Source organism: Plantibacter elymi (nom. nud.) (genome assembly GCF_900177795.1).
GTDB lineage: Bacteria > Actinomycetota > Actinomycetes > Actinomycetales > Microbacteriaceae > Plantibacter > Plantibacter elymi.
Genome location: NZ_FXWJ01000004.1, coordinates 258,187 through 283,863, shown reverse-complemented (window position 1 = coordinate 283,863; position 25,677 = coordinate 258,187). Strand labels below are relative to the sequence as shown.

23 protein-coding genes are annotated in these 25,677 nt (G+C 69.0%); 16 read left to right on the top strand and 7 right to left on the bottom strand.

Translation table 11 applies throughout. The annotated features are described in order from the left end of the window. Positions 1-10: 10 nt before the first annotated feature. The gene (locus CCK91_RS13895) at positions 11-538 is read right to left on the bottom strand and encodes a hypothetical protein (RefSeq protein WP_242664544.1); all 528 of its coding nucleotides are present in this window, start codon (positions 536-538) and stop codon (positions 11-13) included. Between the two features lie 73 nt (positions 539-611). On the opposite strand from CCK91_RS13895, the gene CCK91_RS13890 reads away from it, so the two are divergent. The 4 genes from CCK91_RS13890 (at position 612) to CCK91_RS13875 (ending at position 2,745) form a co-directional block, all read left to right on the top strand. Then, entirely contained in the window at positions 612-1,085 is a 474-nt protein-coding gene (locus CCK91_RS13890; RefSeq protein WP_085510217.1) for an EVE domain-containing protein, read from the top strand. 194 nt (positions 1,086-1,279) lie between these two features. Further along, complete coding sequence (locus CCK91_RS13885) at positions 1,280-1,930, top strand: 2-phosphosulfolactate phosphatase (protein WP_242664543.1); 651 nt, start codon at positions 1,280-1,282, stop codon at positions 1,928-1,930. 9 nt (positions 1,931-1,939) lie between these two features. Continuing rightward, the gene (locus CCK91_RS13880) at positions 1,940-2,242 is read left to right on the top strand and encodes a DUF427 domain-containing protein (RefSeq protein ID WP_086474494.1); all 303 of its coding nucleotides are present in this window, start codon (positions 1,940-1,942) and stop codon (positions 2,240-2,242) included. Then, complete coding sequence (locus CCK91_RS13875) at positions 2,242-2,745, top strand: DinB family protein (RefSeq protein WP_086474493.1); 504 nt, start codon at positions 2,242-2,244, stop codon at positions 2,743-2,745. Before CCK91_RS13880 ends, CCK91_RS13875 begins: the two co-directional genes overlap by 1 nt. Positions 2,746-2,772: 27 nt before the next feature. Here CCK91_RS13875 and CCK91_RS13870 read toward each other — a convergent pair whose 3' ends face one another. From CCK91_RS13870 to CCK91_RS13850, 5 genes are all read right to left on the bottom strand, one after another. Continuing rightward, a complete protein-coding gene (locus tag CCK91_RS13870; RefSeq protein WP_086474492.1) occupies positions 2,773-3,594 on the bottom strand; it encodes a TspO/MBR family protein in 822 nt (273 codons plus the stop codon). A 100-nt stretch (positions 3,595-3,694) separates the two neighbouring features. Continuing rightward, entirely contained in the window at positions 3,695-4,261 is a 567-nt protein-coding gene (locus CCK91_RS13865; protein WP_086474491.1) for a DUF1697 domain-containing protein, read from the bottom strand. Beyond that, positions 4,258-4,782 carry a SprT-like domain-containing protein gene (locus tag CCK91_RS13860; protein ID WP_064296385.1) on the bottom strand — a complete coding sequence of 175 codons (525 nt, stop codon included), beginning with the start codon at positions 4,780-4,782 and terminating at the stop codon, positions 4,258-4,260. Before CCK91_RS13860 ends, CCK91_RS13865 begins: the two co-directional genes overlap by 4 nt. A 73-nt stretch (positions 4,783-4,855) precedes the next feature. Then, positions 4,856-6,088: a PQQ-dependent sugar dehydrogenase gene (locus CCK91_RS13855; RefSeq protein WP_086474490.1), complete on the bottom strand. Its 1,233-nt coding sequence runs from the start codon at positions 6,086-6,088 to the stop codon at positions 4,856-4,858. 2 nt (positions 6,089-6,090) lie between these two features. After that, positions 6,091-6,945: a spermidine synthase gene (locus tag CCK91_RS13850; RefSeq protein ID WP_071259566.1), complete on the bottom strand. Its 855-nt coding sequence runs from the start codon at positions 6,943-6,945 to the stop codon at positions 6,091-6,093. 56 nt (positions 6,946-7,001) lie between these two features. On the opposite strand from CCK91_RS13850, the gene CCK91_RS13845 reads away from it, so the two are divergent. The 6 genes from CCK91_RS13845 to CCK91_RS13820 all read left to right on the top strand — a co-directional run bounded on the left by CCK91_RS13845 (position 7,002) and on the right by CCK91_RS13820 (position 17,887). After that, positions 7,002-7,790, top strand: coding sequence for a LamB/YcsF family protein (locus CCK91_RS13845; protein WP_086474489.1), 789 nt, complete (start codon positions 7,002-7,004; stop codon positions 7,788-7,790). Continuing rightward, complete coding sequence (locus tag CCK91_RS13840; protein ID WP_242664542.1) at positions 7,787-8,479, top strand: 5-oxoprolinase subunit B family protein; 693 nt, start codon at positions 7,787-7,789, stop codon at positions 8,477-8,479. The genes CCK91_RS13845 and CCK91_RS13840 overlap by 4 nt, the downstream gene beginning before the upstream one ends. Beyond that, entirely contained in the window at positions 8,476-9,345 is an 870-nt protein-coding gene (locus tag CCK91_RS13835) for a biotin-dependent carboxyltransferase family protein (protein ID WP_086474488.1), read from the top strand. The genes CCK91_RS13840 and CCK91_RS13835 overlap by 4 nt, the downstream gene beginning before the upstream one ends. A 237-nt stretch (positions 9,346-9,582) precedes the next feature. Continuing rightward, positions 9,583-13,074, top strand: coding sequence for a DNA-directed RNA polymerase subunit beta (rpoB, locus tag CCK91_RS13830; RefSeq protein ID WP_079705237.1), 3,492 nt, complete (start codon positions 9,583-9,585; stop codon positions 13,072-13,074). 45 nt (positions 13,075-13,119) lie between these two features. Further along, complete coding sequence (locus CCK91_RS13825) at positions 13,120-17,001, top strand: DNA-directed RNA polymerase subunit beta' (RefSeq protein WP_064296730.1); 3,882 nt, start codon at positions 13,120-13,122, stop codon at positions 16,999-17,001. A gap of 115 nt (positions 17,002-17,116) precedes the next feature. Continuing rightward, complete coding sequence (locus tag CCK91_RS13820; RefSeq protein ID WP_086474487.1) at positions 17,117-17,887, top strand: hypothetical protein; 771 nt, start codon at positions 17,117-17,119, stop codon at positions 17,885-17,887. Between the two features lie 96 nt (positions 17,888-17,983). Here CCK91_RS13820 and CCK91_RS13815 read toward each other — a convergent pair whose 3' ends face one another. Continuing rightward, on the bottom strand, positions 17,984-18,979 hold the full coding sequence (locus tag CCK91_RS13815) for an amidase domain-containing protein (protein ID WP_086474486.1): 996 nt from the start codon (positions 18,977-18,979) through the stop codon (positions 17,984-17,986). 261 nt (positions 18,980-19,240) lie between these two features. On the opposite strand from CCK91_RS13815, the gene CCK91_RS13805 reads away from it, so the two are divergent. The 6 genes from CCK91_RS13805 to CCK91_RS13780 all read left to right on the top strand — a co-directional run bounded on the left by CCK91_RS13805 (position 19,241) and on the right by CCK91_RS13780 (position 25,602). Continuing rightward, on the top strand, positions 19,241-20,275 hold the full coding sequence (locus CCK91_RS13805) for a hypothetical protein (protein ID WP_133060002.1): 1,035 nt from the start codon (positions 19,241-19,243) through the stop codon (positions 20,273-20,275). Positions 20,276-20,277: 2 nt separating this feature from the next. Continuing rightward, the gene (locus CCK91_RS13800) at positions 20,278-20,766 is read left to right on the top strand and encodes a DUF6121 family protein (protein WP_086474483.1); all 489 of its coding nucleotides are present in this window, start codon (positions 20,278-20,280) and stop codon (positions 20,764-20,766) included. Between the two features lie 89 nt (positions 20,767-20,855). Further along, positions 20,856-22,178: a hypothetical protein gene (locus CCK91_RS20095; RefSeq protein ID WP_086474482.1), complete on the top strand. Its 1,323-nt coding sequence runs from the start codon at positions 20,856-20,858 to the stop codon at positions 22,176-22,178. 133 nt (positions 22,179-22,311) lie between these two features. Further along, positions 22,312-22,584: a hypothetical protein gene (locus CCK91_RS13790; protein WP_133060001.1), complete on the top strand. Its 273-nt coding sequence runs from the start codon at positions 22,312-22,314 to the stop codon at positions 22,582-22,584. 113 nt (positions 22,585-22,697) lie between these two features. Beyond that, complete coding sequence (locus tag CCK91_RS13785) at positions 22,698-24,986, top strand: hypothetical protein (RefSeq protein ID WP_133060000.1); 2,289 nt, start codon at positions 22,698-22,700, stop codon at positions 24,984-24,986. A 184-nt stretch (positions 24,987-25,170) separates the two neighbouring features. Then, complete coding sequence (locus CCK91_RS13780; protein ID WP_086474479.1) at positions 25,171-25,602, top strand: hypothetical protein; 432 nt, start codon at positions 25,171-25,173, stop codon at positions 25,600-25,602. The last annotated feature ends 75 nt before the right edge of the window (positions 25,603-25,677 follow it).

Here is a 25,677-nt window from a genome sequence, read left to right as displayed (position 1 = left end):
CGGCGAGGCGTCAGATGGCGCCTTCGACCGTCGCGCCGACCTCGTCGTCCTCCTCATCGCCGGGGAGCGGCGGGTCGTAGGCCCAGCTCGGCGCGAGCGCCTTGATGCGGGCACCGCGCCACTGCCACGTCGCCCACAGCGGGTACCAGTAGAGCGGGGCGATCGCGCCGGTGATCACGAGTCGGTCCCGGTACAGGGTCTTCGTCGGGTCGTGCTTGTCGCGGGAGACCGCCATCTGGTGGTCCCACCCGGCGAGCTTGCTGAGCGGCCCGCTGACCGGGTCGCCCTGGTCGTGGAGGATGCGGGTGCCGTCGCGGCGCTCGATGAACTCGAGGTCGATGATCTGGTCGCCGACCGGGATCGCGCCGGCGGCCTTCACGCGGACGCGGTGCGCTCCCGGCTCCCAGATGGTCGGGAACCCGTCGGCGTCGAGCGCCTCGAGTCCCATGACGGGGCTGTAGAGCTCCCGCAGGACGGCCGGGGAGCGGAGTGCCCGCCAGGCGACGTCGACATCACAGTCCAGGACGAGTTTCAGCATCACGCGCATGCCTCAGTGTCGCATGTGCGGCTCGGCGGCTGCAGGGGGTGCGCCGGTAGGGAAGACTGTGCCTATGGCGATCCGGTACTGGCTGGGCGTGATCCAGCGGGATCACGTCGTCCTCGGCGTCCGGCAGGGCTTCGTGCAGATCAACCACGGGCAGCGTGGCGGTCTCGACCAGATGCGGGAGTCCGACGGCTTCGTATACTACTCGCCGCGGGTCAGCACTCCGGACGGCGAGCCGCTCAAGGCGTTCACCGCGATCGGGCGGGTCTCCGACGACACCGTCTACCAGGCGGCCGTGCCGCGACCGGACGGTGCCGATTGGCGACCCTGGCGGCGGAGTGTCGACTGGTACCCGGACGCGGTCGAGGCGCCCATCCGTCCGATGCTCGCGCTCCTCGACTTCACGAGCTTCACCAGGAACTGGGGTGTCCAGCTCCGCCGGGGGTTCCTCGAGCTGAGTCGTCACGACTTCGAGCTCATCCGCAACGAGATGCGCCCGCCCCACCCCGACGACCGTCGTTTCCCCACCGCCTCCCGCTGACCCCTTGCCCGTGCGCCAGCGCGGTGCGCTGACGTCACCGCGGGTCTGGCGCGTGAGCGCGCCCCTCCGGAGGCCCGCGCTCACGTCCGATGACCCGCGCTCGCGCCAGCGCACCGCGCTGGCGACCACCCCCACGGAGGTCTTCGGGCGCAACACTCGTGGGGTGGGTGGGTGCGCGTGGATACGATGAACGGGTGAGTACCGCAGCCGCCACACCGCCGCCCGTCCACCCGCCGTTCGCCCAGACCAAGTACCAGGTCAGGTTCGACTGGGGCGTCGCAGGAGCCGGGCGGGTCGAGACGGCGGACGTCGCGGTCGTCGTGGACGTGCTCCACGCGACGACGTCCGTCGAGCAGCGCGTGAGCGGTGGGGAGGCCGTCGCCGTCGCCGAACTGGACGACCGCGGGGAGACGGCTCAGATCGCGACCCTGCTCGCCGACGCGGGTGCGACGGTCGTCGCCGGGTGCCTGCGCAACCGGTCGGCGGTCGCGGACTGGATCATCGCGAAGCAGGCCGAGCTCGGTCGGCGCACGAGCATCGTCGTCATCGCGGTCGGTGAACTCGACGACACGGCCGAGACCCGGTTCGCCGTCGAGGACCTCTTCGGTGCCGGTGCCGTGATCGAGGCGCTGGGGCTCCGCGGCATCGACTTCACCTCACCGGAAGCGGCCGCCGCTGCTGCCGCGTACGAGGGCCTGCGGAACGGCGTCGGGCACCTGCTGTCCGCGTCCGCCACCGCCCAGCAGCTCGCGCAGGCGGGTGCCACGCGGCACGTGCAGGCGGCACGCGAGGTCGACGTGTCAAGCGTCGTCCCGGTCCTGGACGGAGCCGTGTTCCGGGCGTAGTCTCGGCGCATGCGCGCACTCCTCGGAACCACCGTCCTCGCCGAAGCCCCCGAATCGGAGCTCATCAAGATCGAGGGCAACTGGTACTTCCCGCCGTCGAGCCTCGACCGCGAGCGCTTCGTCGAGACCGACACCCAGTACCACTGCCCGTGGAAGGGCGATGCCCAGTACTGGGGCGTCACCGACGGCGGCGAGGTCAAGCCCGATGTGGCCTGGTCGTACCCGACCCCGTATCCGACCGCGTTCGACCGGGTCGGCAAGGACTTCTCCGGCTACGTCGCCTTCGGGAACGAGGTCGAGGTCGTCGACTGATGGCCGACTGGGGCGACCGCCCGCAGCCGCCTGAGCGCGGTGGGGAGCGCGAGACGATCGAGGGTTTCCTCGATCTGCAGCGCGCCAGCATCGTCTGGAAGGCACGCGGACTCACCGACGAGCTCGCGGCCAAGCGACTGTTGCGGAGCATCACGACCGTCTCGGGCGTCATCCGACACCTCGCCGATGTCGAGCGCAGCTGGTTCCGCGAGGACATGGACGGGCAGTCGGATGTCCCGGCACGGTGGACCGACGACGACCCCGACGGCGAATGGCGCGTCACGGCCGACGACAGCCTGGCCGAGATCATCGCCGACTACGAGGCGGCCTGCGCGGAGTCCCGCGAGGTGGCATCGCGGTATCAGCTCGACGATGTCTGCCTCGGCAACGACCAGCGGTTCACGCTGCGGTGGATCGAGCTCCACATGATCGAGGAGACGGCCCGGCATCTCGGGCACATCGACGTCCTCCGCGAACAGCTCGACGGCCGAACGGGCGAGTAGCGCCGCGGCCGTCGAGCGTGCGGAGCGTCAGGCGCTCACGAGCGCTGCTCGGTCGCGTCCCCGCGAGACGCGGACGACCACGGTGCCGACGGCCACCACGACCGCGACGATCAGCGCCGTGACCCCGGCTTCGGTCGAGAGTAGTTCGCCAGTGAATCGGCCCACGGCCACCCACGCGAGCCCCCAGCAGAGCGACAGCATGGGGGCGATCCGTCCGCGGCCGACGACCGCGAGCAGGATCCCGACCGCTCCGGCGACCGCGAGGACGATGATCGCCCAGACACCGGCGGCCGGGCCGTCCGCGCTCCCGATCCCGGATCCGACGAGCGCAGCGGTGATGTTCGCCGCTGTCGCGACGCACACCCACCCGAGGTAGAGGCCCATCGTGCCGTCGGTGATGATCGTGTCGACCACGCCGGACGGCCTGGTCCGGAGCACGATCACGAAGATGCGGGCCAGGACACCCAGGAGGGCGATGATCACGAACACGCTGAGGATCAGGAATCCCGCCTGCACCACGAGGATCCACGCCGCGTTCAGCAGGAGGCTCGCCACGACCCAGTAGCCGAGACGACGGTGGCGTTCACGGGTCGTCTGCGAGGGCATGAACTGCCAGACCGCGTAGGCGACGAGCCCGAGGTAGATGACGCTCCAGATGGAGAACGCGGGCCCATCCGGTGCGATCGGCGTCGACGAGGCGCTCAACGCGCCGTTCGCCGCGTTCTGGACCTGCGTACCCCCGGCGGCTCCTGACCCGATGTAGGAGCCGATGATCGCGAGGACCGCGCTGACGGCGACGGCGATCTGCCGGACGCGGTCCGCGGTGGTGGGTGAATCGGTGCCGGTCATGACGCATGCCTCCAGAATTGTGCAGCTAGCTGATCAATTCAGCGTACGTCATCGTGGAGCACCTCGCGGGGGCTTGCGCCGGCGCCGCGGAACGGCCTGCTCAGAGGAGCTTGCGCAGCGTCCGCAGATTGCGTGTGGTGACGTGCGGCTTGAACCGGGCCTTCGAGGACTCCTTCGCGAAGGCGGTGTCGGTGCTCGACCCTTTCGGGACCTCCCAGTAGAGGACGCCGTCGCCGGATGCGACGCGGTCGGGCTGCTCCCCGGCTGCCGCCGAGAACGCGAGCAGGGCGTCGAGGGAGGTCTGTTCGGAGGAGAACATGACGTACGGCTGGACCTGCTCGGCCTCCGGCCAGGGGTAGGCCTCGATGACGTCGGCGAGTGCGTGCTGATGCGTGAGCACGATCCACGCCTCGTATCCGAAGGCCTCCGCGAGCGACCGTTCGATGCGCCGCTTCAGTGCACCGCGCGCGTGGTCCTCGGCGTCTCCAGGCTGGTGCTCGGGGTCGTCGAACACGACGTTGCCGCTCGCGAGGACGGTGCGGACTCCCGTGAACCCGGCCGATCGGAACACCTCGGCGAGGTCGGCGGAGCGGATCGTGACGCCGCCGACGTTGACCCCGCGCAGGAGTGCGATCCAGCTGTCGGTGGGAACCGCGCCGCCGGTCATGACCCGATGCCCGGCTCAGGCGGGGTGGACCCGTCGAACGCGGCCGCCCGACGCCGCATGGCCGGCGTGACCTCCCGGTGCACCCAGCTGAGGAGGAAGCGTTCGTCCCAGGAGCGCGAGCACTTGCCGCAGGAGGTCGCCCGGCTCGGGCGCCGGTGCCGGTAGAGGACATGGCCCGAGGGGCAGGTGCCGACCCACGGGGCGAGTTCGTCGGCCGTCTGGCCCTCGTGGAGCCGCGAGCCCTCGTAGCCGATCTCCTCGGCGACCTTGCGCCACTTGGGTCCGTGCCCGGCGCGCGCCCCGGCGAGGGCGTGCGCGACCTCGTGGAGGAGGATCTGGTGGATCTCGTCGTCGTCGTAGCGTGCCGCGAGATAGCGCGAGACGGTGATGCGCTTCGTCGTGAAGTTGCACAGGCCGGCGCGTCGCTTGGCGTTGTCGAAGCCGAAGGTCCAGACCGTCGGGTCGAGGTGCAACACGATGAGCGCCTGTGCCCACGCCGTGACCCGACTGAGTTCTGCCATGCCTGGATGGTACTCCCGGCGACCGACACCGGACCGCAGGCGCGGGATGACCCACAGGTGTGGCGGTGAATCCTCAGCGGGCCGCGAGCGGGGCGAGGGGGAGTTCGACGATCCGGTCGTCCTCGGACCCGGGCGAACCGCGGCCGTCGGTGTTGTTCGTGAGGATCCAGGCGGTCCCCGGCGGGCCGGCCACGACGTCGCGGATCCGTCCGAACTCGCCGACGAGGTAGGGCACCGCGTCGATCACGCCCACGAGCGCGCTGCTCCCCGCCGGGACGTGCACGCCGTCGGTGATGCCGTACAGGCGCTCGCCGCGGAGCGAGGCCATGAAGATCGTGTCGTCGATGATCGCGAGACCGCTCGGGCTCGCGTCCTCCGTGGCCCACTGCGCGACCGGGTCGATCATGCCCTGGGCTCCGGCGACGCCCTCGGCGACCGGCCAGCCGTAGTTGCCACCGGGGGTGATCCGGTTGAGCTCGTCCCAGGTGTTCTGCCCGAACTCGCTCGCCCACAGGCCGCCGTCGCGATCCCACGCGATGCCCTGCGGGTTGCGATGGCCGAGGGAGTAGACGGGCGATCCCGGGAAGGGGTTGTCGCCCGGTACCGCGCCGTCGGGTGTGAGCCGCAGGATCTTCCCGCCGAGGCTGTCCACGTCCTGAGCCAGGCTGCGGTCACCGGCGTCACCCGCGGTGGCGTAGAGCATGCCGTCCGGTCCGAACGCGATGCGTCCACCGTTGTGGTTCCCGGCCCGGGGGATGCCGACGAGGATCTCCTCGACGCCGCCGAGCGCGTACGAGCCGGCCGCTCCCGTGAGCGGGAACCGAACGATGCGGTTGTCGGACGACGTCGTCAGGTAGGCGTAGAGCCAGGTGTGATCGTCGCCGGACTGCTCCGGGGCGAGGACGGCGAGCCCGAGCAGCCCGCCCTCGCCTCCCGCGGCCACCCCGGGGACCACGCCGACCTGCCGCACCGCGCCGCCGCTGACGACCTCGAGGACGTCGCCCGCGTCGCGCTGGCTCACCAGCGTGCTGCCCGAGGCGAGTCGGACCATCGACCAGGGCGCGTCGAGGCCGCCGACGACCGTGGTGGCCTCACCGGTCGGGGCGACCGGTCCGGTGGGAACCGCGGATGTGGGCGTCGACACGGACGCGCTCGGCGCGGGGGAGGGCGAGAGGGAGGCCGTACCCGGTGATCGTGGCTCCCCGTCGGTGCACGCCACGAGCGCCAGGGCGGTGGCGGCGAGCAGGGTGGTGAGCGAGGCGGGCGCACGCAGGCCCCGTCGTCGCGGCGTCTGCGTGGTGGCCATGGTCAGCCCTTCGTCTGGAAGATGCCCTGGGCCGGGTTCGGGGAGGGGACGGCGGTCGTGTCGGTCACGACCTGAGCCCCCGCGATGAAGGCGCGCAGCTCGGCGCCCGCCACCGCCTTGGCGGGGTGGGGTCCGGCCGCGAGGAGCCTCGGTAGGAAGTCGAGCGGGAGGGCGGTGTTCGAGCCGACGAGGACGACGTTGCCGAAGCGGCGGCCCTTGAGGATCTGCGTCTCCGCGAGGGCGGCGACGTGCGACACGGAGTCGGCGAGCGTCGCGGCCTGTCCGCGGGCGAACGCGAGTCCGCGGCCGTCGGCGACGTTCACGACGATGACGCCGGTCGGCGACAGCAGCTCGACCGCCGAGGCGTAGAACTCCGTGCTCGTGACATGGGCGGGCGTGTTGGCGCCGCTGAAGATGTCGACGACGACGAGGTCGACGGTGCCGCGGAGGCCTGGCGGCAGCTTCGCGACGATCTCGCGGGCGTCGCCGTAGCGGACGCGGATCTGGGCGCGCTTCGACCAGGGGAGGTGCTCGCGCACGAGATCGATGAGTTCGCGCTCGAGTTCGACGACCTGCTGCCGCGAGCCCGGCCTCGTCGCCTCCACGTAGCGGGGGAGGGTGAGCGCGCCGGCACCGAGGTGGACCGCCGTGATCGGCTGACCGGGGTCCGCGATCTCGTCGATGATGTGACCGATCCGCTGGATGTACTCGAAGAAGAGCTCCTCGGGCTGATCGAGGTTGACGTGCGACTGCGGCGTGCCGTCGACCACCAGCTGATAGGTGCCCGGCACGAAGCGGTCGGCCTCGATCCTGGCCAGGTATCCGCTGACGCCGAGTCGTACCTGTGCCTCGTCCATACCCCCACCCTAGACTTTCCCGCAGTGGCGGGAGGCGGAGCGGAAGGGGTGCGGCCGTGGCGCAGGTGGACCTCAACAGCGACCTCGGCGAGGTCTGGCGTGGTGTGCCGACCGCTGACGACGACGCCATGTTCGCCCTGATCACGAGCGCGAACATCGCTTGCGGCTTCCACGCCGGGGACGACGCGTCCATGTGCGATGCCGTCCGCCGCTCGACGGCCCACGGGGTGTCGCTCGGCGCCCACCCGTCCTACCGGGATGAGGCGGGGTTCGGGCGACGCGACCAGGACGTACCGGCCGAGGTGCTCGAGGCCGAGGTCCTGGAGCAGCTCCGCGCCCTGCAGCGTGCGGTCGACGAGGTCCGCGAGGCCGACGGGACCGGCGTGGGGCTCGCCTACGTGAAGCCGCACGGTGCCCTCTACAACCGGATCGCGCACGACCGGGTGCAGGCGCGGGCCGTCGTGCGCGCGGTGGTCGCGGCCTCCGAGGAGCTCGGGCGACCACTTCCCGTGCTCGGGATACCCGGCTCCGTGATCGAACAGGAGACCCTCGCCGCCGGACTCCGCTTCGTCGCTGAGGCCTTCGTCGACCGCGGCTACCGCTCCGACGGTTCGCTCGTCCCGCGCGACGCGCCCGGGGCGCTGCTGACCGATGAGACGGCCGCCGCCCGCCGGGCCGTCTCCCTCGTCCTCGACCGACGCATCACCAGCGTCGACGGTCCAGACTTCGAACTCGACGCGGTCTCGCTCTGCGTGCACGGCGACACCCCGGGGGCCGTGTCGCTCGCCACGGCGGTCAGGGCCGCCCTGCTGGACGCCGGCGTCGAACTGGTCGCGCCGTGGTGACCGCGGACACCTCGACCGGACCCGTGCTCCGAGCGATGGGGGAGGAGGCCGTACTCCTCGAACTCGCATTGCTCGAGGACGTCCTGCTCGTGCACCGGGCGCTCGCCGCCTCACGCCCGGCGGGGTTGGTCGACCTCGTCCCGGCCGCCCGGACCGTGCTCGCCGTGACGGACGCACGGGGCCCGGCGCTCGCCGCGGTGGGGGCCTGGCTGCTCGCGACCGCGGAACGGGCGCTCGCACCCGGCGTGGGAGGCTCGACCGGCGCTGTCGACGAGGCGGGGAGACGGTCGGACACCGTCATCCAGGTCCGCTACGACGGCCAGGACCTCGCTGAGACCGCGGCGCTGCTCGGCATGGACGCCGACGGTCTCATCGCCTGGCACACCGGTCGCCTGTGGACCGTCGCCTTCAGCGGCTTCGCGCCGGGGTTCGCCTACCTCGTGCCGGAGCGGGAGGACGAGACGATCGGCCCGCCGCTCGAGATCCCGCGTCTGAGCGTGCCGCGGACGACCGTCCCCTCCGGTTCGGTGGCGCTCGCCGGGACGTTCAGCGGCGTCTACCCGCGAGCCTCCCCGGGCGGGTGGCGCATCATCGGGACGACGGACGCCGTGCTGTGGGACGATGCAGCGGATCCACCAGGCCTCCTCGTCCCCGGCGGTCGGGTCCGCTTCGTGCAGGTCCCCGCATGATGGGCGGGACCCTGCTCGTGGAGGTGGCCGGACCGGCGACCACCGTGCAGGACCTGGGTCGACCGGGCGCCGCGGCGCTCGGGGTCAGCCCGTCCGGTGCGCTCGATCGCGGCGCCCTGCGCCTCGCCAACCGCCTCGTCGGCAACCCGGAGGGCCGTGCGGCGCTCGAGGTCGTCCTGGGCCCGTTCGTGGCCGTCCCCGACGTCGACCTCTGGATCGCCGTGACCGGCGCGTGGGGTGCGATCACCGTCGACGGCCGACCGGTCGACGGACACCGCGCCGTCCGCGTGGCGGCCGGTTCCCGGCTCGAACTCGGCGCGGCGACCCACGGACTCCGGTACGTCCTCGCCGTCCGCGGCGGGTTCGACGGACCGCAGCTCCTCGGCTCGCGGTCGACCGACACCCTGTCCGGCCTCGGCCCGGCACCGGTCGTCGGCGGCGATCGACTCGTCGTCCTCCCCACCCCGCGCCGCCGCATCCCTCCGCTCGACATCGCCCCGTGGACGCGGCCCGACGACGGGGAGCGGCTCGTACGGGTCTCGCCCGGACCCCGCCGGGACTGGTTCGACGCCGCCTCCCTGCAGCGTCTCGTCGAACAGTCGTGGGGTGTGACGGCCGACACCGATCGCATCGGGATGCGCCTCGACGGGACGCCGCTCGAGCGACTCGACCCCGGTCGCGAACTGCCGAGTGAGGGCATGGTCGCCGGGGCGGTCCAGGTGCCGCCGAGCGGTCGGCCGACGATCCTGGCGGCCGACCACCCCGTCACCGGCGGGTATCCGGTCATCGCGGTCGTGCGTGCCGCGGACCGCGACCTCCTCGCGCAACTCCGGCCCGGTCAGCGCCTGCGGTTCAGCACGGGGTGACGGGGACACCGGGGGCGACGCGGCGGTTATACCGGAAAGTCGAAAACTCGTCAAGGAAAGAGTAGACACGCCGAAGATTCCGGCATATAGTTGTTCTTTGCGCTCCCAGAATCTCTATGCCTTCATATTGCGGTCGGCTGGTGTGCGGGTCCAACCCGCCACATGTTCTCTTTCTGGTGAGTAACTCCACTGACGACCAGTAACTCGGCCCCCAACAGGCCTCCGGAGGTTATCCCCTTGGCTGCTGCGCGCAACGCAACCACCAACTCACCCAAGAACGGCCGCGGAGCATCCCGCCTCTCGTTCGCGAAGATCACCGACACGCTCACGGTTCCAGACCTCCTGGCTCTGCAGACCGAGAGCTTCGACTGGCTGGTCGGCAACGACGTGTGGAAGGCACGCGTCGAAGAAGCCACCCAGGCCGGCCGACAGGACCTGCCCACGAAGAGCGGCCTCGACGAGATCTTCGAGGAGATCTCGCCCATCGAGGACCTCGGCGAGACGATGCAGCTCTCCTTCGCCAACCCGTACCTCGAGCCCGAGAAGTACTCCATCGACGAGTGCAAGGAACGCGGCAAGACGTACGCGGCCCCGCTCTACGTCGAGGCCGAGTTCATGAACCACCTCACCGGTGAGATCAAGACGCAGACGGTCTTCATGGGTGACTTCCCGCTCATGACCGAGCGCGGTACCTTCATCATCAACGGCACCGAGCGTGTCGTCGTCTCCCAGCTCGTCCGCAGCCCGGGCGTGTACTTCGAGTCGGCTCAGGAGAAGACCTCCGACAAGGACATCTTCTCCGCTCGCGTCATCCCGAGCCGCGGTGCCTGGCTCGAGTTCGAGATCGACAAGCGCGACCAGGTCGGCGTCCGCATCGACCGCAAGCGCAAGCAGTCCGTCACCGTGTTCCTCAAGGCGCTCGGCATGACGAGCGAGGAGATCCTCGAGGAGTTCAAGGGCTACGAGTCCATCGAGCTCACCCTCGAGAAGGACACGATCCTCACCAAGGAGGACGCGCTCCGCGACATCTACCGCAAGCTCCGTCCGGGCGAGCAGGTCGCTGCCGAGGCCGCGCGTGCGCTCCTCGACAACTTCTACTTCAACTCGAAGCGCTACGACCTCGCGAAGGTCGGCCGGTACAAGATCAACAACAAGCTCGGTCTCGACAAGCCGCTCAGCGACTCCGTCCTGACGACCGACGACATCGTCGCCACGATCAAGTACCTCGTCGCCCTGCACCGCGGCACGGCCACCCTCCCGGGTGTCCGCAACGGCAAGCCCGTCGACCTCCGTCTCGACACTGACGACATCGACAACTTCGGCAACCGTCGCATCCGCGCCGTCGGCGAGCTCATCCAGAACCAGGTCCGCACCGGTCTGTCCCGCATGGAGCGCGTCGTCCGCGAGCGCATGACCACGCAGGACATCGAGGCCATCACGCCGCAGACCCTGATCAACGTGCGCCCCGTCGTCGCCGCGATCAAGGAGTTCTTCGGGACCTCGCAGCTGTCGCAGTTCATGGACCAGAACAACCCGCTCGCGGGTCTGACCCACAAGCGTCGCCTCTCGGCGCTCGGCCCCGGTGGTCTGTCGCGTGAGCGTGCAGGCGTCGAGGTGCGAGACGTCCACCCGTCGCACTACGGCCGCATGTGCCCGATCGAGACCCCGGAAGGCCCGAACATCGGCCTCATCGGTTCGCTCGCATCGTTCGCGCGCATCAACTCGTTCGGTTTCATCGAGACCCCGTACCGTCGCGTCGTCGACGGCCGGGTCACCGAGGACATCGACTACCTGACCGCGATGGAAGAGGACAACTACATCGTCGCGCAGGCCAACGCTCCGCTGAAGAGCGACGGCCACTTCCAGGAGGACCGCGTCCTCGCCCGGAAGAAGGGCGGCGAGGTCGACCTCATCCCGTCCGAGGAGATCGGCTACATGGACGTCTCCCCGCGCCAGATGGTGTCGGTCGCGACCTCCCTCATCCCGTTCCTCGAGCACGACGACGCGAACCGCGCACTCATGGGTGCCAACATGCAGCGTCAGGCCGTCCCGCTCCTCATGTCGGACTCGCCGCTCGTCGGCACCGGTATGGAGGGCTACGCAGCCATCGACGCGGGTGACGTCGTCACCGCCGACAAGGCCGGCGTCGTCCAGGAGGTGTCGGCCGAGTCCGTCACCATCCAGCTCGACGAGGGTGGCACGCAGACCTACTACCTGCGCAAGTTCGACCGCTCCAACCAGGGCACGAGCTACAACAACCGCGTCATCGTCTCCGAAGGTGCACGCATCGAGGCCGGCGAGGTCATCGCCGACGGTCCCGCCACGGAGAACGGCGAGCTCGCGCTCGGCAAGAACCTCCTCGTCGCCTTCATGACGTGGGAGGGTCACAACTTCGAGGACGCGATCATCCTCAGCCAGAACCTGGTGAAGGACGACGTCCTCTCCTCGATCCACATCGAGGAGTACGAGGTCGACGCCCGCGACACCAAGCTCGGCAAGGAGGAGATCACCCGTGATCTCCCGAACGTCAGCCCGGAGCTGCTCAAGGACCTCGACGAGCGCGGCATCATCCGCATCGGTGCCGAGGTCCGCCCCGGCGACATCCTCGTCGGCAAGGTCACGCCGAAGGGTGAGACCGAGCTCTCCGCCGAGGAGCGCCTGCTCCGCGCCATCTTCAACGAGAAGAGCCGCGAAGTCCGCGACACCTCGCTGAAGGTTCCCCACGGTGAAGCCGGCACGATCATCGCCGTCAAGGTGTTCGACGCACAGGACGGCGACGACGAGCTCGGCTCGGGCGTCAACCAGCGTGTGGTCGTCTACATCGCCCAGAAGCGCAAGATCACCGAGGGCGACAAGCTCGCCGGCCGTCACGGCAACAAGGGTGTCATCGCGAAGATCCTGCCCGTCGAGGACATGCCGTTCCTCGAGGACGGCACGCCGGTCGACGTCATCCTCAACCCGCTCGGTATCCCCGGTCGAATGAACTTCGGTCAGGTCCTCGAGATCCACCTGGGGTGGATCGCGAAGCAGGGCTGGAACGTCGAGGGCAAGCCCAGCTGGGCCAAGAAGCTCCCGGCTGCCGCGCACTCGGCCGAGCCGAACACCAAGGTCGCGACCCCGGTGTTCGACGGCGCTTCCGAGGAGGAGATCGCCGGTCTGCTCGACTCGACCAACGTCACCCGCGACGGCGACCGTCTCATCGGTTCCTCCGGAAAGGCCCGTCTGTTCGACGGCCGCTCCGGCGAGCCGTTCCCGGCACCGGTCTCGGTCGGCTACATGTACATCCTCAAGCTGCACCACCTCGTGGACGACAAGATCCACGCGCGTTCGACGGGTCCGTACTCGATGATCACGCAGCAGCCGCTCGGTGGTAAGGCTCAGTTCGGTGGACAGCGCTTCGGTGAGATGGAGGTCTGGGCCCTCGAGGCCTATGGAGCCGCATACGCGCTCCAGGAGCTCCTGACCATCAAGTCCGACGACATCCTCGGCCGCGTCAAGGTGTACGAGGCCATCGTCAAGGGCGAGAACATCCAGGAGCCGGGTATCCCCGAGAGCTTCAAGGTGCTCATCAAGGAAATGCAGTCGCTGTGCTTGAACGTCGAGGTCCTCTCGGCCGACGGCACCGCGGTGAGCCTGCGCGACACCGACGACGACGCGTTCCGCGCCGCCGAGGAGCTCGGGATCAACATTTCCTCCAGGTTCGAGTCGTCGTCCATCGACGAGATCTAAGCCTGACCACTGTAGAGACTGACGAAACCTTTCATAGGAGATACATTGCTCGACGTCACAACTTTTGACGAGCTTCGCATTGGTCTGGCCACCGCAGACGACATCCGTGCCTGGTCGCACGGAGAGGTCAAGAAGCCCGAGACCATCAACTACCGCACCCTCAAGCCCGAGAAGGACGGTCTGTTCGGTGAGCAGATCTTCGGTCCTTCCCGCGACTGGGAGTGCGCCTGCGGCAAGTACAAGCGGGTCCGCTTCAAGGGCATCGTGTGCGAGCGCTGCGGTGTCGAGGTCACGAAGTCGTCGGTGCGCCGTGAGCGCATGGGCCACATCGAACTCGCCGCCCCGGTCACGCACATCTGGTACTTCAAGGGTGTCCCCTCGCGCCTCGGCTACCTGCTGGACATGGCGCCCAAGGACCTCGAGAAGGTCATCTACTTCGCGGCCTACATGGTCATCGATGTGGACGAGGACGCACGTCACCAGGACATGCCCGGCCTTGAGAACGAGCTCCGTCTCGAGATCAAGACGCTCGGCGACCAGCGCGACTCGCGCATCGCAGACCGCCTGAAGAAGCTCGAGGACGACCTCGTCGCCCTCGAGGAGGAAGGCGCCAAGAGCGAGCAGAAGCGTCGCACCAAGGACGCCGCTGAGAAGGAGATGAGCCAGACCCGCAAGTCCTACGACGAGCAGATCGCTCACCTCGAGCGCGTCTGGGAGGACTTCCGCAACCTCAAGGTCGGCGACCTCAAGCCCGAGGACTCCGTGTTCCACGAGCTGCAGGACCGCTTCGGCCTGTACTTCGAGGCCTACATGGGTGCCGAGGCGGTCAAGAAGCGCCTGCTGTCCTTCGACCTCGCGGCCGAGTCCGAGCTGCTCCACCACCAGATCGCGGAGGGCAAGGGTCAGAAGAAGATCCGCGCCATCAAGCGTCTGCGCGTGGTCAACTCGTTCCTCATCACCGGCAACTCGCCGGCCGCGATGGTGCTCGACGTGGTCCCGGTCATCCCGCCGGAGCTCCGCCCGATGGTGCAGCTCGACGGTGGCCGCTTCGCGACCTCCGACCTCAACGACCTCTACCGTCGTGTGATCAACCGCAACAACCGTCTGCGTCGTCTGCTCGACCTCGGGGCTCCCGAGATCATCGTCAACAACGAGAAGCGGATGCTGCAGGAGGCCGTCGACGCACTGTTCGACAACGGTCGTCGTGGTCGCCCCGTCACCGGTACCGGCAACCGTGCCCTGAAGTCCCTCAGCGACATGCTGAAGGGCAAGCAGGGTCGATTCCGCCAGAACCTGCTCGGGAAGCGCGTCGACTACTCGGGCCGTTCGGTCATCATCGTCGGCCCGCAGCTGAAGCTGCACCAGTGTGGTCTGCCCAAGCAGATGGCGCTGGAGCTCTTCAAGCCGTTCGTCATCAAGCGCCTGATCGACCTGAGCCACGCTCAGAACATCAAGGCCGCGAAGCGCATGGTCGAGCGCAGCCGTCCCGAGGTCTGGGACGTGCTGGAGGAGATCATCCGCGAGCGTCCCGTGCTGCTGAACCGTGCGCCAACGCTGCACCGTCTCGGCATCCAGGCGTTCGAGCCTCAGCTCGTCGAGGGCAAGGCCATTCAGCTGCACCCGCTCGTCTGCGCCGCGTTCAACGCGGACTTCGACGGCGACCAGATGGCTGTCCACCTCCCGCTCTCCGTCGAGGCCCAGGCCGAGGCGCGCATCCTGATGCTCGCGTCGAACAACATCCTGAAGCCGTCCGACGGCCGCCCGGTCACCCTGCCCACGCAGGACATGATCATCGGTCTCCACCACCTGACCACCCTCAAGGAGGGTGTCGAGGGTGAGGGCCGTGCCTTCTCGTCCGTCGCCGAGGCCATCCTCGCGAAGGACCAGGGCTCGCTCGACCTCAACGCCAAGGTGCGCATCCGTCTGACCGACGTGACGTTCGCCGAAGGCACGGGTCCCGAGGGCTACGAGGGCTCGGGTGTCGCACTCGTCGAGACGACCCTCGGTCGCGCACTCTTCAACGAGGCGCTCCCGGCGGACTACCCCTACGTGGAAGACGTGGCGGACAAGGGCAAGCTGTCCTCGATCGTCAACGACCTCGCGGAGCGGTACCCGAAGACGGTCGTCGCCGCCACGCTCGACAACATCAAGGACGCCGGTTTCCACTGGGCGACGCGTTCCGGTGTGACCGTTGCGCTCAGCGACGTCCTGACCCCGCCGAACAAGCGCGAGATCGTGCAGGGCTACGAGAAGCAGGCGGCCAAGGTCCAGAGCCAGTTCGACAAGGGTCTGACCACGGATGCCGAGCGTCGTCAGGAGCTCATCAAGATCTGGACGGAGGCCACCGAGAAGGTCGCCGAGGCCATGCGCGCGAACTTCCCGGCGGACAACACCATCAACCGCATGGTGTCGTCGGGTGCTCGTGGTAACTGGCTGCAGATCCGCAACATCGCGGGTATGCGAGGCCTGGTGAACAACCCGAAGGGTGAGATCATCCCTCGCCCGATCATCTCCTCCTACCGTGAGGGCCTGTCGGTCGCGGAGTACTTCATCGCGACCCACGGTGCTCGTAAGGGTCTGGCCGACACGGCGCTCCGTACCGCCGACTCGGGATACCTCACGCGTCGTCTCGTCGACGTCTCGCAGGATGTCATCATCCGCGAAGACGACTGCGGCACGACCAAGGGTCTCGAGCTCGCGATCGCGAACGTCGACAGCTCGGGTGAGCTCGTGCGCGACCCGAACGTGGAGAACTCCGTGTTCGCCCGTTCGCTGGCCGCTGCTGCGGTGGGCCCGAAGGGTGAGGTCGTCGCCGAGGCCGGCGAGGACGTCGGTGACGTGCTCATCGACAAGCTCGTCTCCGCGGGTGTCGAGAACATCAAGGTGCGCTCGGTCCTGACCTGCGAGTCGACCGTCGGTGTGTGTGCAGCCTGCTACGGCCGCTCGCTCGCCACGGGCAAGCTCGTCGACATCGGCGAGGCCGTCGGCATCATCGCGGCCCAGTCGATCGGTGAGCCCGGTACCCAGCTGACGATGCGTACCTTCCACACGGGTGGTTCGGCATCGGCGGACGACATCACGCAGGGTCTGCCCCGCGTGCAGGAGCTGTTCGAGGCTCGTACCCCCAAGGGTGCGACCCCGATCGCCGAGGCCGCCGGTCGCATCACGATCGACGAGAACGACAAGGCTCGTAAGGTCATCCTGACGCCCGACAACGGCGACGAGCCGGTCGTCTACCCGGTGCTGAAGCGTGCGGTCCTCCTCGTCGAGGACGGACAGCACGTCGAGCTCGGTCAGAAGATCCACGTCGGTGCGGTCGACCCGAAGGAGGTCCTGCGCGTGCAGGGCGTCCGCGAGGTCCAGAAGCACCTCGTCGGTGGCGTCCAGGGCGTGTACCGCTCGCAGGGTGTCCCGATCCACGACAAGCACATCGAGGTCATCGTGCGCCAGATGCTGCGGAAGGTGACCGTCGTCGACCACGGCGACACCGACCTGCTGCCTGGTGAGCTCGTCGACCGCCTGCGCTACGCCGAGCTCAACCGCTCGGCCGTGTCGGAGGGTCGTCGCACCGCATCGGCTCGCCAGGAGGTCATGGGTATCACCAAGGCGTCCCTCGCGACCGAGTCGTGGCTGTCGGCCGCTTCCTTCCAGGAGACCACGCGTGTCCTCACGCAGGCCGCCATGGAAGGCAAGAGCGACCCGCTGGTCGGCCTCAAGGAGAACGTCATCATCGGTAAGCTCATCCCGGCCGGTACCGGCCTGGCGCGCTACCGCAACGTGACGGTCGAGGCCACCGAGGAGGCGAAGGCGGAGCGTTACCCGAACCGCATCTTCGGTGAGGACGGCGCGTTCAACGAGTCCGACCTGAGCTTCGTCGACTTCGACAGCTTCAGCTCCGACGACTTCACCCCCGGTAACTACAACTAGGGCTGAACGACTCACCCGGAGGGCCCGTCCCGATCGTTTCTCGATCGGGACGGGCCCTCCGTCGTTCGAGCACCGGTGAGTTGTGTGGCGGGTCTCCGCACGACATGCTGGTCCGATGAGTGATCAGCCCGAGCAGCCCACCGGCCAGTTCCAGCCGCTGGAGCCGGACGCGACGCCGGTGCAGCCAGACGTCCGCTCCGGTGCTCCGGCACCCAAGGGGAAGCGCAATCCCGTCGTGATCGGCTTGAGCGTGCTCGCCGGCGTGCTGGCGATCGCGCTCATCGTCGTCATCGGGCTCCTGGTCGTCGGCCCGGGCGGCACCCCCGCCGCCGACTCGACCCGCACGCCGAGCGCGACAGCGACCGCGGGCTCCACTCCTGCTCCGACCACGACGGACGCCGCCGAGACCCCTGCTGCACCGGTGCGTCCGACCGAATGCACGCAGCTCTTCCCCGCCGGCTACATCGAGTCACTGACCGCGGACGGCTTCCTGGCGCTCAATCCGGAATGGTCACTGCCGGAACTCGCCACCGACTTCTTCGGTTCGAACGACAGCGCACTGGTGGCCGTGATCTCCTCGAACACCGACCGTCTGAACTGTGCCCTGGTGAAGGCGAGCGGGGGCGGCGACGTCGGCATCACCACCAACGTCCTCTCCATCGACGCCGCGACCCAGGCGTCGGTGATCGCGCGGATGAACGAGGCAGGCTTCACCTGCTCCGAGGAGACCGGCGGAACGATGTGCTTCACCGAGGTCTCGGAGGACGCCGGTACGTACGGCGAACGTCACTTCGTGCGCGACGGTACCTGGATCGCCACGAGCTGGTCGAACACGACCATCAGCGGCTGGACGCAGGCGATCGTCTCGACGCTCTTCCCCGCCTGACGGCCGGGTGACCGTTCTCAGGAAATGCACGGCGCGCCGCGCAACCACGGGCCGGAAACGCCGCCGGACTCCTGAGAACGGGTCGGAGGGTGGCGGCTAGGCGATGCTCCAGTAGTACACGGAGGCGCCGGGGTGGATGACGGTGATCGCCTCGTCGACGGTGCGGTAGTCGGTGTCGTCGGTGTGCCCCGCGTAGTACACCTGGGTGCCGGCGTCCGTGGTCTCGACCTTGGAGACGATGCCCGTGTGGTCGCGGTCGCCGCTGTTGTCCCAGTCGAACTGCACGATGTCGCCGACCTTGACCTGGTCGCGCTGGGTGTCGTCCAGGGCGGTGGCGAGCTCTGGATGCTCCTCGACGTAGTTCATGAAGAACGTCGAGCTGACCCAGGCCTTCGAGAAGTCGAAGTCGTCGCCGGTCCCTTCGGCCCACCAGTCCTCGTCCATCGTCCACCCGCGTTCCAGCAGACTCTGGCTGGCGAAGTTCGCGCAGTCGGTGTCGACCAGCGAGCCGTATTCAGCCAGGTTGTAGTCGTCCCAGTGCGTGAACACGTAGGCCATCTGCGCGTCGACGGGGCTCGTGATGTCGTAGCTGTAGCTCAACGCGTCGCCGTCGACCCGGAGTTCGTCCGCGTAGACGGCGATGCCGACGTCGGCGGGGGAGAAGCCGGAGGCTGCCGGCACGGCGACGGTCACCTCGGTGCTCGTCGCCGACAGGATCCGGGCTTCCTGCTCACCGAACACGACGCGGGTCACGCCGTCGACGTCGACACCGCTCACGGTGAGGGTGCTGCCACCGACGACGGATCCGGTCGTGGCGGAGATCGCGGTGACCGCCGTGGCGTTGACCGTCGAGGCCGGGACCGTGGACCTCGTCTCCTCCACCGCTTGCACGGCCGGAGCGGAGCCGGTCGTGTCGGACTGTTGCAGCGCGATCGGGGTGATGACCGCGGTGGCGAGGAGCAGGGCGGCTCCGGCAGCGGTACCGGCGACCACGCGTCGCCCGCGCAGGGGGAGGGCGCGGTAGCGGGAGGAGAGCCGCCTGAACGGGGAACGGGCGTCGGCGTGACGGGCGTGGGGGAGTTGCTCGGGCATGGGGCCTTTCCGGGGGATGCGCCGTGGGGGATCGGCGTCGCGGGATCGGCAGTGATCCGACAGATGTCTGTTAGAACTCCCACTCAAGCGCGCGGAGCTGAGGAGTCCGTTTCCTCCGGATATGAATCAGACCTGAATCGGGTCGACGGGAGTGCGCGAGTCCCGGCGAGGTTGCCGGGCATCCGTGCCCCGGCTTGCTACCGTGGCGAGCGGAGTGCCGTGAGGGCGCTCCTGAACTGGCTTCCGCCGAAGGAGTACGCGATGAGCACCCAGAACCCCGAGCCCGGATCGCCGACCGACCCGAGCACTCCGGCGGCTGCCCAGACCGCGTCTGGCTCCGTGCGTCCCACGACCGCGTCCGAGCGGCCCGTTGCCGAGCGGCCCGTGGCTGAGCGGGACATCCTCTCCGAGGACACCGTGCAGCAGGACACCATCTCCACGGCGGACGGCGTCGGGGCGGACCCGGTCGTCGACGACCGTCGGGTCGCAGACCGCGACGAGACGGCCTCGGACGCCGGGGTGCGCGAGACACGTCCCTACCAGCCGCACACGCCGCAGCGCGCGTACTCGAACATCGACTTCGACGACGACGACACCGCCGGTACCCCGCCGTCGACGGCGACCGCCCGGCAGGCCGACACCGGCGCCCACCCGTACCCCGCCGCGGCCTACGAGCCGGTCGCCCGCTCCGGCGCGACCGAGACCGCCACCGCCGCTGAGACCGAGCAGCAGCAGGCCTTCCCGCTGTACGTCCAGGCGCCGTCCGAGCCGGAGGTCCGCGGCAACCGCGGCTTCGGCATCCTCATCGGTCTCCTCGGCACCATCATCTTCGCCGGCCTCTACGCGGTAGCCGTCGCGGGCCTCCAGCTGGTCCTGGAAGGCGACGGCACGTTCGTCGAGAACCTCATCCAGATCGCCACCAGCTGGCCGTTCCTCATGGCCGCCGCAGGCTTCTTCCTTGCCTGGGTCGTGACCGCGACCATCGTGAACCGTTCCGGCTGGGTGCACTGGGTGCTCGGCGGCTTCATCATCGGCCTGGTCGTCTTCCTCGCGTGGGTCGGCGGGTTCCTGGTCCAGGAGCGCGCTTGGACGCTCAGCGTCGACGAGATCCTCGCCGAGGTCACCGGTGTCGCCTTCACCTTCGGGCCGGTCCTCGCCTTCGTCGTCGCCCGCGAGATCCCCGTCTGGCTGGGTGGCTGGATCGCAGCCCGCGGACGCAAGGTGCGCGAGGCGAACCTCGAAGCCCGTGCCGAGTACGAGCGCGTCCTCGAAGCCGGACCGACGACCGCCCGCTGAGCATGACCGGTGACGCGGACGGAGCACGTGGCCCCTGGTGGGTCGCCCCGTTCGCAGCGGCCACCTACGTGGCGCTCGTCGTCTGCGCCTTCGGGTTCATCAGCCTGCTGGCGGACCTCGATGTCGTGACCGACCCGGACGCCGGCCCGCTGACCGGTCCGCTCATGGTCGTGGTCGCCACGATCGTGGTGCTCTGGGCGATCATCCGTGAGACGCGCCGCACCCCGCTGCGCGTCTCGGTCGGCTCGGCGGTCCTCGCGGGGCTGCTCGCCTGGCTCGCGTACGGCGTGAGCGGCGGCGTGTTCGACGCGATCGCCAGCCGGGACGGAGCGGACGCCGCCGCCTTCGCCGTGACGACGCTGACCGGACCGTTCTCGGTCACCGTCGGGGTGTTGGCGCTCGTCATGGTCCTGGCGGCCGCCGCCGTCGCGACGTCGTCCACCGGGCGGCGCGCGACCCCGCGCTGGCCGTGGGAGCACGACGGGGGCTGATCCCGGACGTGCCGCCCGTCGAGCTCTCGCGTGCGCGATAATCGATCCGTTGCCGTCGTCGGCCGACGGCGCTTGGGGAGGAACCACCGATGAGATCACCCGACCTGACCGACACCGGTCTGGATCTCGACCTCGCGGGGACCGCTGACGACGTCGTCGCGCTCGTCCAACGTGCGGTCGCCGCCTCCGGTGAGGATGCGCAGCAGACCAGACACTATGTCGCGATCGACGGTGGGACGAGCGCGGACATCCGCTTGCGGGTCGTGTCCGTCGACGACCCGGCTCCGCTGCTCGCGTTCGCGATCACGACCGCCCCGTCCGCACGGGGAACGGCGGCGGCGACGTTCATCATGCAGCACGGCGTCCAGAAGCGCCGGCGCCAGCGCTCGTTGGTCGGGCAGGAGCCGTTCCTGACCTTCCTGCGCGCGCTCGCCGAGCTGGCGGCCGAGTCCGATCCCGACGCCTCCGCCACCCTGCGCGTGCACGGCGCTCGGACCGTCCTCGCTCCGCGTCCGGCAGCGGCGCCGGGCAGCGCGGAAGCGTCTCCTGCAGGCGCACCTACAGACGTCCCCGTCACGGACGGGCAGGTCGCCCCGGGCTGGGCTCCCGCGACGGCCGATGCGCCGACACCGTCCCCTGCCGTCTCGACCCCGACGTCCGCCGAACCGGCTCCGGTCTTCGAGGCTCCGGCTGCCCAGGTGCCGGCTCCCGAGCGTGCCGTTCCCGAGGCTCCGGTCCCCGGGGTCCCGGCTCCTGCGGCTCCGGCTCCCGAACCGACGTGGGCTCCCGCGGACTCCGCCCCTGAGCCGACGCCGGTCGTCGTCGAGCCACCCGCTCCCGAGCCGCAGTTCCGCGAGCCGCCGGTCGCACCCGCTCAGACGCGCGCTCCGGCCGCATCGACGTCCTCGGTCCCGCCGGAGCTGCAGATCACCGTTCCGCCGGGACTGTTCGCCGGTGCACCGGTGTCCCCGGGCGCGCCGGAGCCGAACGTGCCGGGACCGGTCCGGCCAGCAGCGGACACTGTGGTCCCGACGCCGGGAGCGGACGTCGGCGCCACGGTCGTCTCAGCGTCGCTGCGAGCGGGGGACTTCGCGCTCGAGCTGCCCGACGGTGAGCGCATCCCGCTCCGCGGGCCGATCCTGCTCGGGCGCAACCCTGCGGCGCGGCCCGAACAGCCCGACGCCGAGCTGCGTTCACTCGTCGACCCGCGCATGTCCGTCTCGAAGACGCACACGGTCGTCGTACCCGGACGACGGTCGCTCCGCGTGACGGACCTGCACTCCACGAACGGCACGACGATCACCGATGCGTCCGGCGCGGTCACCGTCTGCCAGCCAGGCGAGGCCTACGTCGCGGAAGCCGGGTCGACCATCGGGATCGGTGAGTTCCCGATCCGCGTCGTCGTCGGCTGAGAACGCCGTCGGGCATGGGGAGTGCTCCCCATCGTCGCGCCCCGTGCTCTCGGATACGCTGAACGACGTACCCGCCGGACGAGCAACCGGTGGGCGGCGCGGGTCCGCTGCGCCGGTTCTATGAAGGGGAATGATGAGCGAGCAACCACTCGTCGTAAAGGGGACGGAGATCCTGTCCGTCGCCGCACCACTGACACCGAGCGGCTCGGGCCTGCCGCAGAACATCCCACTCGACTTCTCCGGTAGCTGCAGCAGCGCCGTGACCGCCGCAGCTGAGAGCTTCGCGATGTGGGTGTCCGTGCACGTCTCCCTCGCCGGCTCCGCGATGGTCGAGGCCGGGAAGACGGCGAGCGACATCGTCAGCACCTGGGATTCGACCGATACGCAGCTGAACGGGCAAGGCTGATGGCGAACTGGACAGCAGACACCCCCGGTCAGATCGACTCCGGGTCCCTGGCGACGATCGCCACGACGATCCAGACCACGGAGACGAGTCTGACCGAGGCACGCGACACCGCCGTGACGGCTCAGGGCGGCATCACCGATTCGATCTGGAGTGGAGAGGCCGCAACGGCCTGGGTCAGCTCGTTGTCGACGCCGATCGGCAAGATCAATGCAGTGGTTCCGGAGATGGCGGAGGTCCGCGCGGCGATCGCGACCTACACCACGACCGTCGAAGGCATCAGGACGCGAGCGACCAGCTACAAGGAGACGATTGTCCAGGCGAGTCTCATGGCCACGGTCCAGTACATGGATGCCATCGGCGGTCCGGATCCGGCTCAGCAGGCACTCCGGGATGAGCAGCACCAGACGGCCTTGAACGACAAGGCGAAGGCCGAGAGCCTGCTTGAAGCGCTTTCTGCAGAGCGTGAGGAAGCCGACGCCCTGCTCGTCTCCGCGCTGTCTTCCCCTGGCGGCGACAACTGGGACGCCCAGCAGGCGGCGCTCGCGTCCATCGGCATCACGTCGGCTGCCGGCCTCACCCCCGACGCGATCGCCAAGGGCATGGCCGAGCTGGGTTCCGAGCTCGCCAAGAACGGGATCTACGACGCAGAGGACGCCGCCAGACTGCAGTCGCTCTACGCGTTGTACGGCAACGACCCCGTCGTCATGTCGAAGATGAACCTCGCCATGGGCGGCGAGGACGTCATCTCGCTGATCGACGCGATCGACAACGCTGGCGAGAACGGATGGTTGGCTCCCGGCGCGGCTCTGCTGCTCGCACAGTCTGTCCGCGGTGGCCTCTCCGTCGGATCACAGCGTTGGAACGAGGAGACCGGCGACCAGTTCGCCCAGGAGCTGCACAGCGGGTCCGCATCTGTGCACGGCACCGACAGCTGGACGAGCCTCGCCTTCCTCTTCGGCGACGAGCTCGACAACCCGATCGGCGTGACCACGACCGTGGGCTTGGCTGACATCGCCGACGCGAACGAGCGCGGTCTCCCTGGCGTCTATGACGGGCAGCCGTGGCCGGGACAGGGCATCATGGGCCCCGGTGGCTTCCTCAGCCTCGCCGAAGCCGAACAGGCCGGGTACGACATCAACCGGCTGGGTGACTGGACCTCGCGCGTGTTCAGCACCTTGGGAGAGTACCCCGACGCGGCCATGGACTGGCTGACCTCGACCGAGCAGGACCCGTACGCAGACTCGCTGGTGGACACGGACTCGCCCTATCGCTCGGAGGAGCTCGGCGCGAACCGGGTGGACTACTGGTACGGCCGTCGGGATTCCGGCCTCGACGGCTTCGAAGGTGTTCTCGCGATGTGGGAGGGGGCGCAGTCGCTCCCCGGCGGGCCGACGGACCCAACGGGTTATGATCCGACTGCATGGGCCCGGGCGTCGACCCTGACCCATGATGTGCTGTACGAGCTCGTCGGTGAGCCTCGCCGCACAGTCAGCGCTGAGGATTACGTTGCGGGCAATCCACACTTTCTGAGTGAGAATCTGAGCGAGCTGGGAAGTGTCAAGCTCGTCCAGGCGTTGGCTCCGCAGATCCCGGGAATCGTCGAGCATCCGATGTCGGCGCTGAGCGGCAAGGGGTCGGACCCGACTGCACTGATGGACCCCTACGGAATTGAGGGCGATCAGCGGGAGTACGCCAACCTGTCGCCGGAAGCTCTTGCTCGAATCCTCGGCATCGCCGCGAGTACGGACGCCGGCGCGGAAACGCTGCAGGCCGTTGTCACCGATTACCAGAACACTGTGCTCGGTGCCGCGGAACTCGGCGTCTACAACCCGGTCGATGCGGCCGCTCGCGTCTCTGTCCTGCAGTCCGTCGTCGACGGCAGCACCGCCGGTGTCAACCTCGGTGAAGCCGCTCGTCACGACGAAGCGGTCCAGTCGGCGATCGGCGTCGTCGAGACCGGTGTGGGCATGCTGCCCATTCCCGGCCTCGACAAGCTGGTCGGAACGCTCGGCGACGCAGTGGCCGAGAAGATCGCGAGCGAAGGGATCGGATACATCAGAGGCCAGCTCACGGACGCGGCCACAGGTGCCGCCGGTGATGCGTGGGCGGGCTCCTACGATGACCTGCTCACGACGTTGGAAGACGGGAAGGATGACCGCCTGCATGCCACGCAGATCGGCTTCGCTCAGATGCTGCTGGAGCTGTCCCCAGAGTCTGGTCTCCAGCCGCCGGACACCGACGACCCCGACGTCTGGTGGGCATGGGTCGACAGCCATCGAGGTGACCTTGACGACCTCATCAGCGAGGCAGCCAACAGCACCGACAAACTCGATGTGCGGGCGACGCAGCTGCTCGAGAAGTTCAATAACTACACCGCGTATGCAAACTACCCGGAGGATTGAGACTCGGCGGACGGTCGCGGCGGTTCTCGCCGCGACCGTCTTGAGCTCGCTCACCGCGTGCACGCCGACGACGCAGCAGCCGTCCGCGGAGCCCACCATGGTCTGGCGGTCCGGAGTCCCGGAGGGATCATTGGAGGACGACCCGTGGGTTGGAGCGGTACGGGCATCGCTCGAGGCGCAGGCAATGGCCATCAACCGGAATGACTTCTCGCGGCCATCGCTGAACGCAACGACGGCGTACGATCTGCGATCCAGGCTGTACGGTGCGTCCCTCGACCGCCTCACGAACAGCGGGAACACCGAGGTCTTGCCCGGCCCGCTCCCGTTCGCTCCGGTCGAGGTCACGGATGGAGCGGACGCATCCGTCGCCGCCGTTCGCGGCTGCGTCGCCGCGCAGTGGGCGAGCACGGAAGGGACCCCACCGGAAACGCTCGATGCCCGAGGCATCGAGTATCGGCTTGAACGCGACGGAGACGCTCGGGTCGTCACGTCGACCTCCAACCTGCCGGACCTCGACTGTTCGACCATCGAGCTGCCCGTCGCCCTCTTCGACCCGGCACCTGAGCCTTCGACCGTGGACGACGTCCAGAAGATCGTCCGGCCGACCCGGGATTGAGGACGGCCGGCGTTGAGACGCGTCGTGGAGCCATCACCCGTCGCTAGGCTGATCGAGGTCGCGTCGAGCGGCCCG

Excerpts from the sequence above, each read along its gene's own strand:
- CCK91_RS13895 (WP_242664544.1), bottom strand. The coding sequence starts at position 538 with ATGCTGAAACTCGTCCTGGACTGTGATGTCGACGTCGCCTGGCGGGCA.
- CCK91_RS13890 (WP_085510217.1), top strand. The coding sequence starts at position 612 with ATGGCGATCCGGTACTGGCTGGGCGTGATCCAGCGGGATCACGTCGTC.
- CCK91_RS13880 (WP_086474494.1), top strand. The coding sequence starts at position 1,940 with ATGCGCGCACTCCTCGGAACCACCGTCCTCGCCGAAGCCCCCGAATCG.
- CCK91_RS13875 (WP_086474493.1), top strand. The coding sequence starts at position 2,242 with ATGGCCGACTGGGGCGACCGCCCGCAGCCGCCTGAGCGCGGTGGGGAG.
- CCK91_RS13870 (WP_086474492.1), bottom strand. The coding sequence starts at position 3,594 with ATGACCGGCACCGATTCACCCACCACCGCGGACCGCGTCCGGCAGATC.
- CCK91_RS13865 (WP_086474491.1), bottom strand. The coding sequence starts at position 4,261 with ATGACCGGCGGCGCGGTTCCCACCGACAGCTGGATCGCACTCCTGCGC.
- CCK91_RS13860 (WP_064296385.1), bottom strand. The coding sequence starts at position 4,782 with ATGGCAGAACTCAGTCGGGTCACGGCGTGGGCACAGGCGCTCATCGTG.
- CCK91_RS13855 (WP_086474490.1), bottom strand. The coding sequence starts at position 6,088 with ATGGCCACCACGCAGACGCCGCGACGACGGGGCCTGCGTGCGCCCGCC.
- CCK91_RS13850 (WP_071259566.1), bottom strand. The coding sequence starts at position 6,945 with ATGGACGAGGCACAGGTACGACTCGGCGTCAGCGGATACCTGGCCAGG.
- CCK91_RS13835 (WP_086474488.1), top strand. The coding sequence starts at position 8,476 with ATGATGGGCGGGACCCTGCTCGTGGAGGTGGCCGGACCGGCGACCACC.
- CCK91_RS13820 (WP_086474487.1), top strand. The coding sequence starts at position 17,117 with ATGAGTGATCAGCCCGAGCAGCCCACCGGCCAGTTCCAGCCGCTGGAG.
- CCK91_RS13815 (WP_086474486.1), bottom strand. The coding sequence starts at position 18,979 with ATGCCCGAGCAACTCCCCCACGCCCGTCACGCCGACGCCCGTTCCCCG.
- CCK91_RS13805 (WP_133060002.1), top strand. The coding sequence starts at position 19,241 with ATGAGCACCCAGAACCCCGAGCCCGGATCGCCGACCGACCCGAGCACT.
- CCK91_RS13800 (WP_086474483.1), top strand. The coding sequence starts at position 20,278 with ATGACCGGTGACGCGGACGGAGCACGTGGCCCCTGGTGGGTCGCCCCG.
- CCK91_RS20095 (WP_086474482.1), top strand. The coding sequence starts at position 20,856 with ATGAGATCACCCGACCTGACCGACACCGGTCTGGATCTCGACCTCGCG.
- CCK91_RS13790 (WP_133060001.1), top strand. The coding sequence starts at position 22,312 with ATGAGCGAGCAACCACTCGTCGTAAAGGGGACGGAGATCCTGTCCGTC.
- CCK91_RS13780 (WP_086474479.1), top strand. The coding sequence starts at position 25,171 with ATGGCCATCAACCGGAATGACTTCTCGCGGCCATCGCTGAACGCAACG.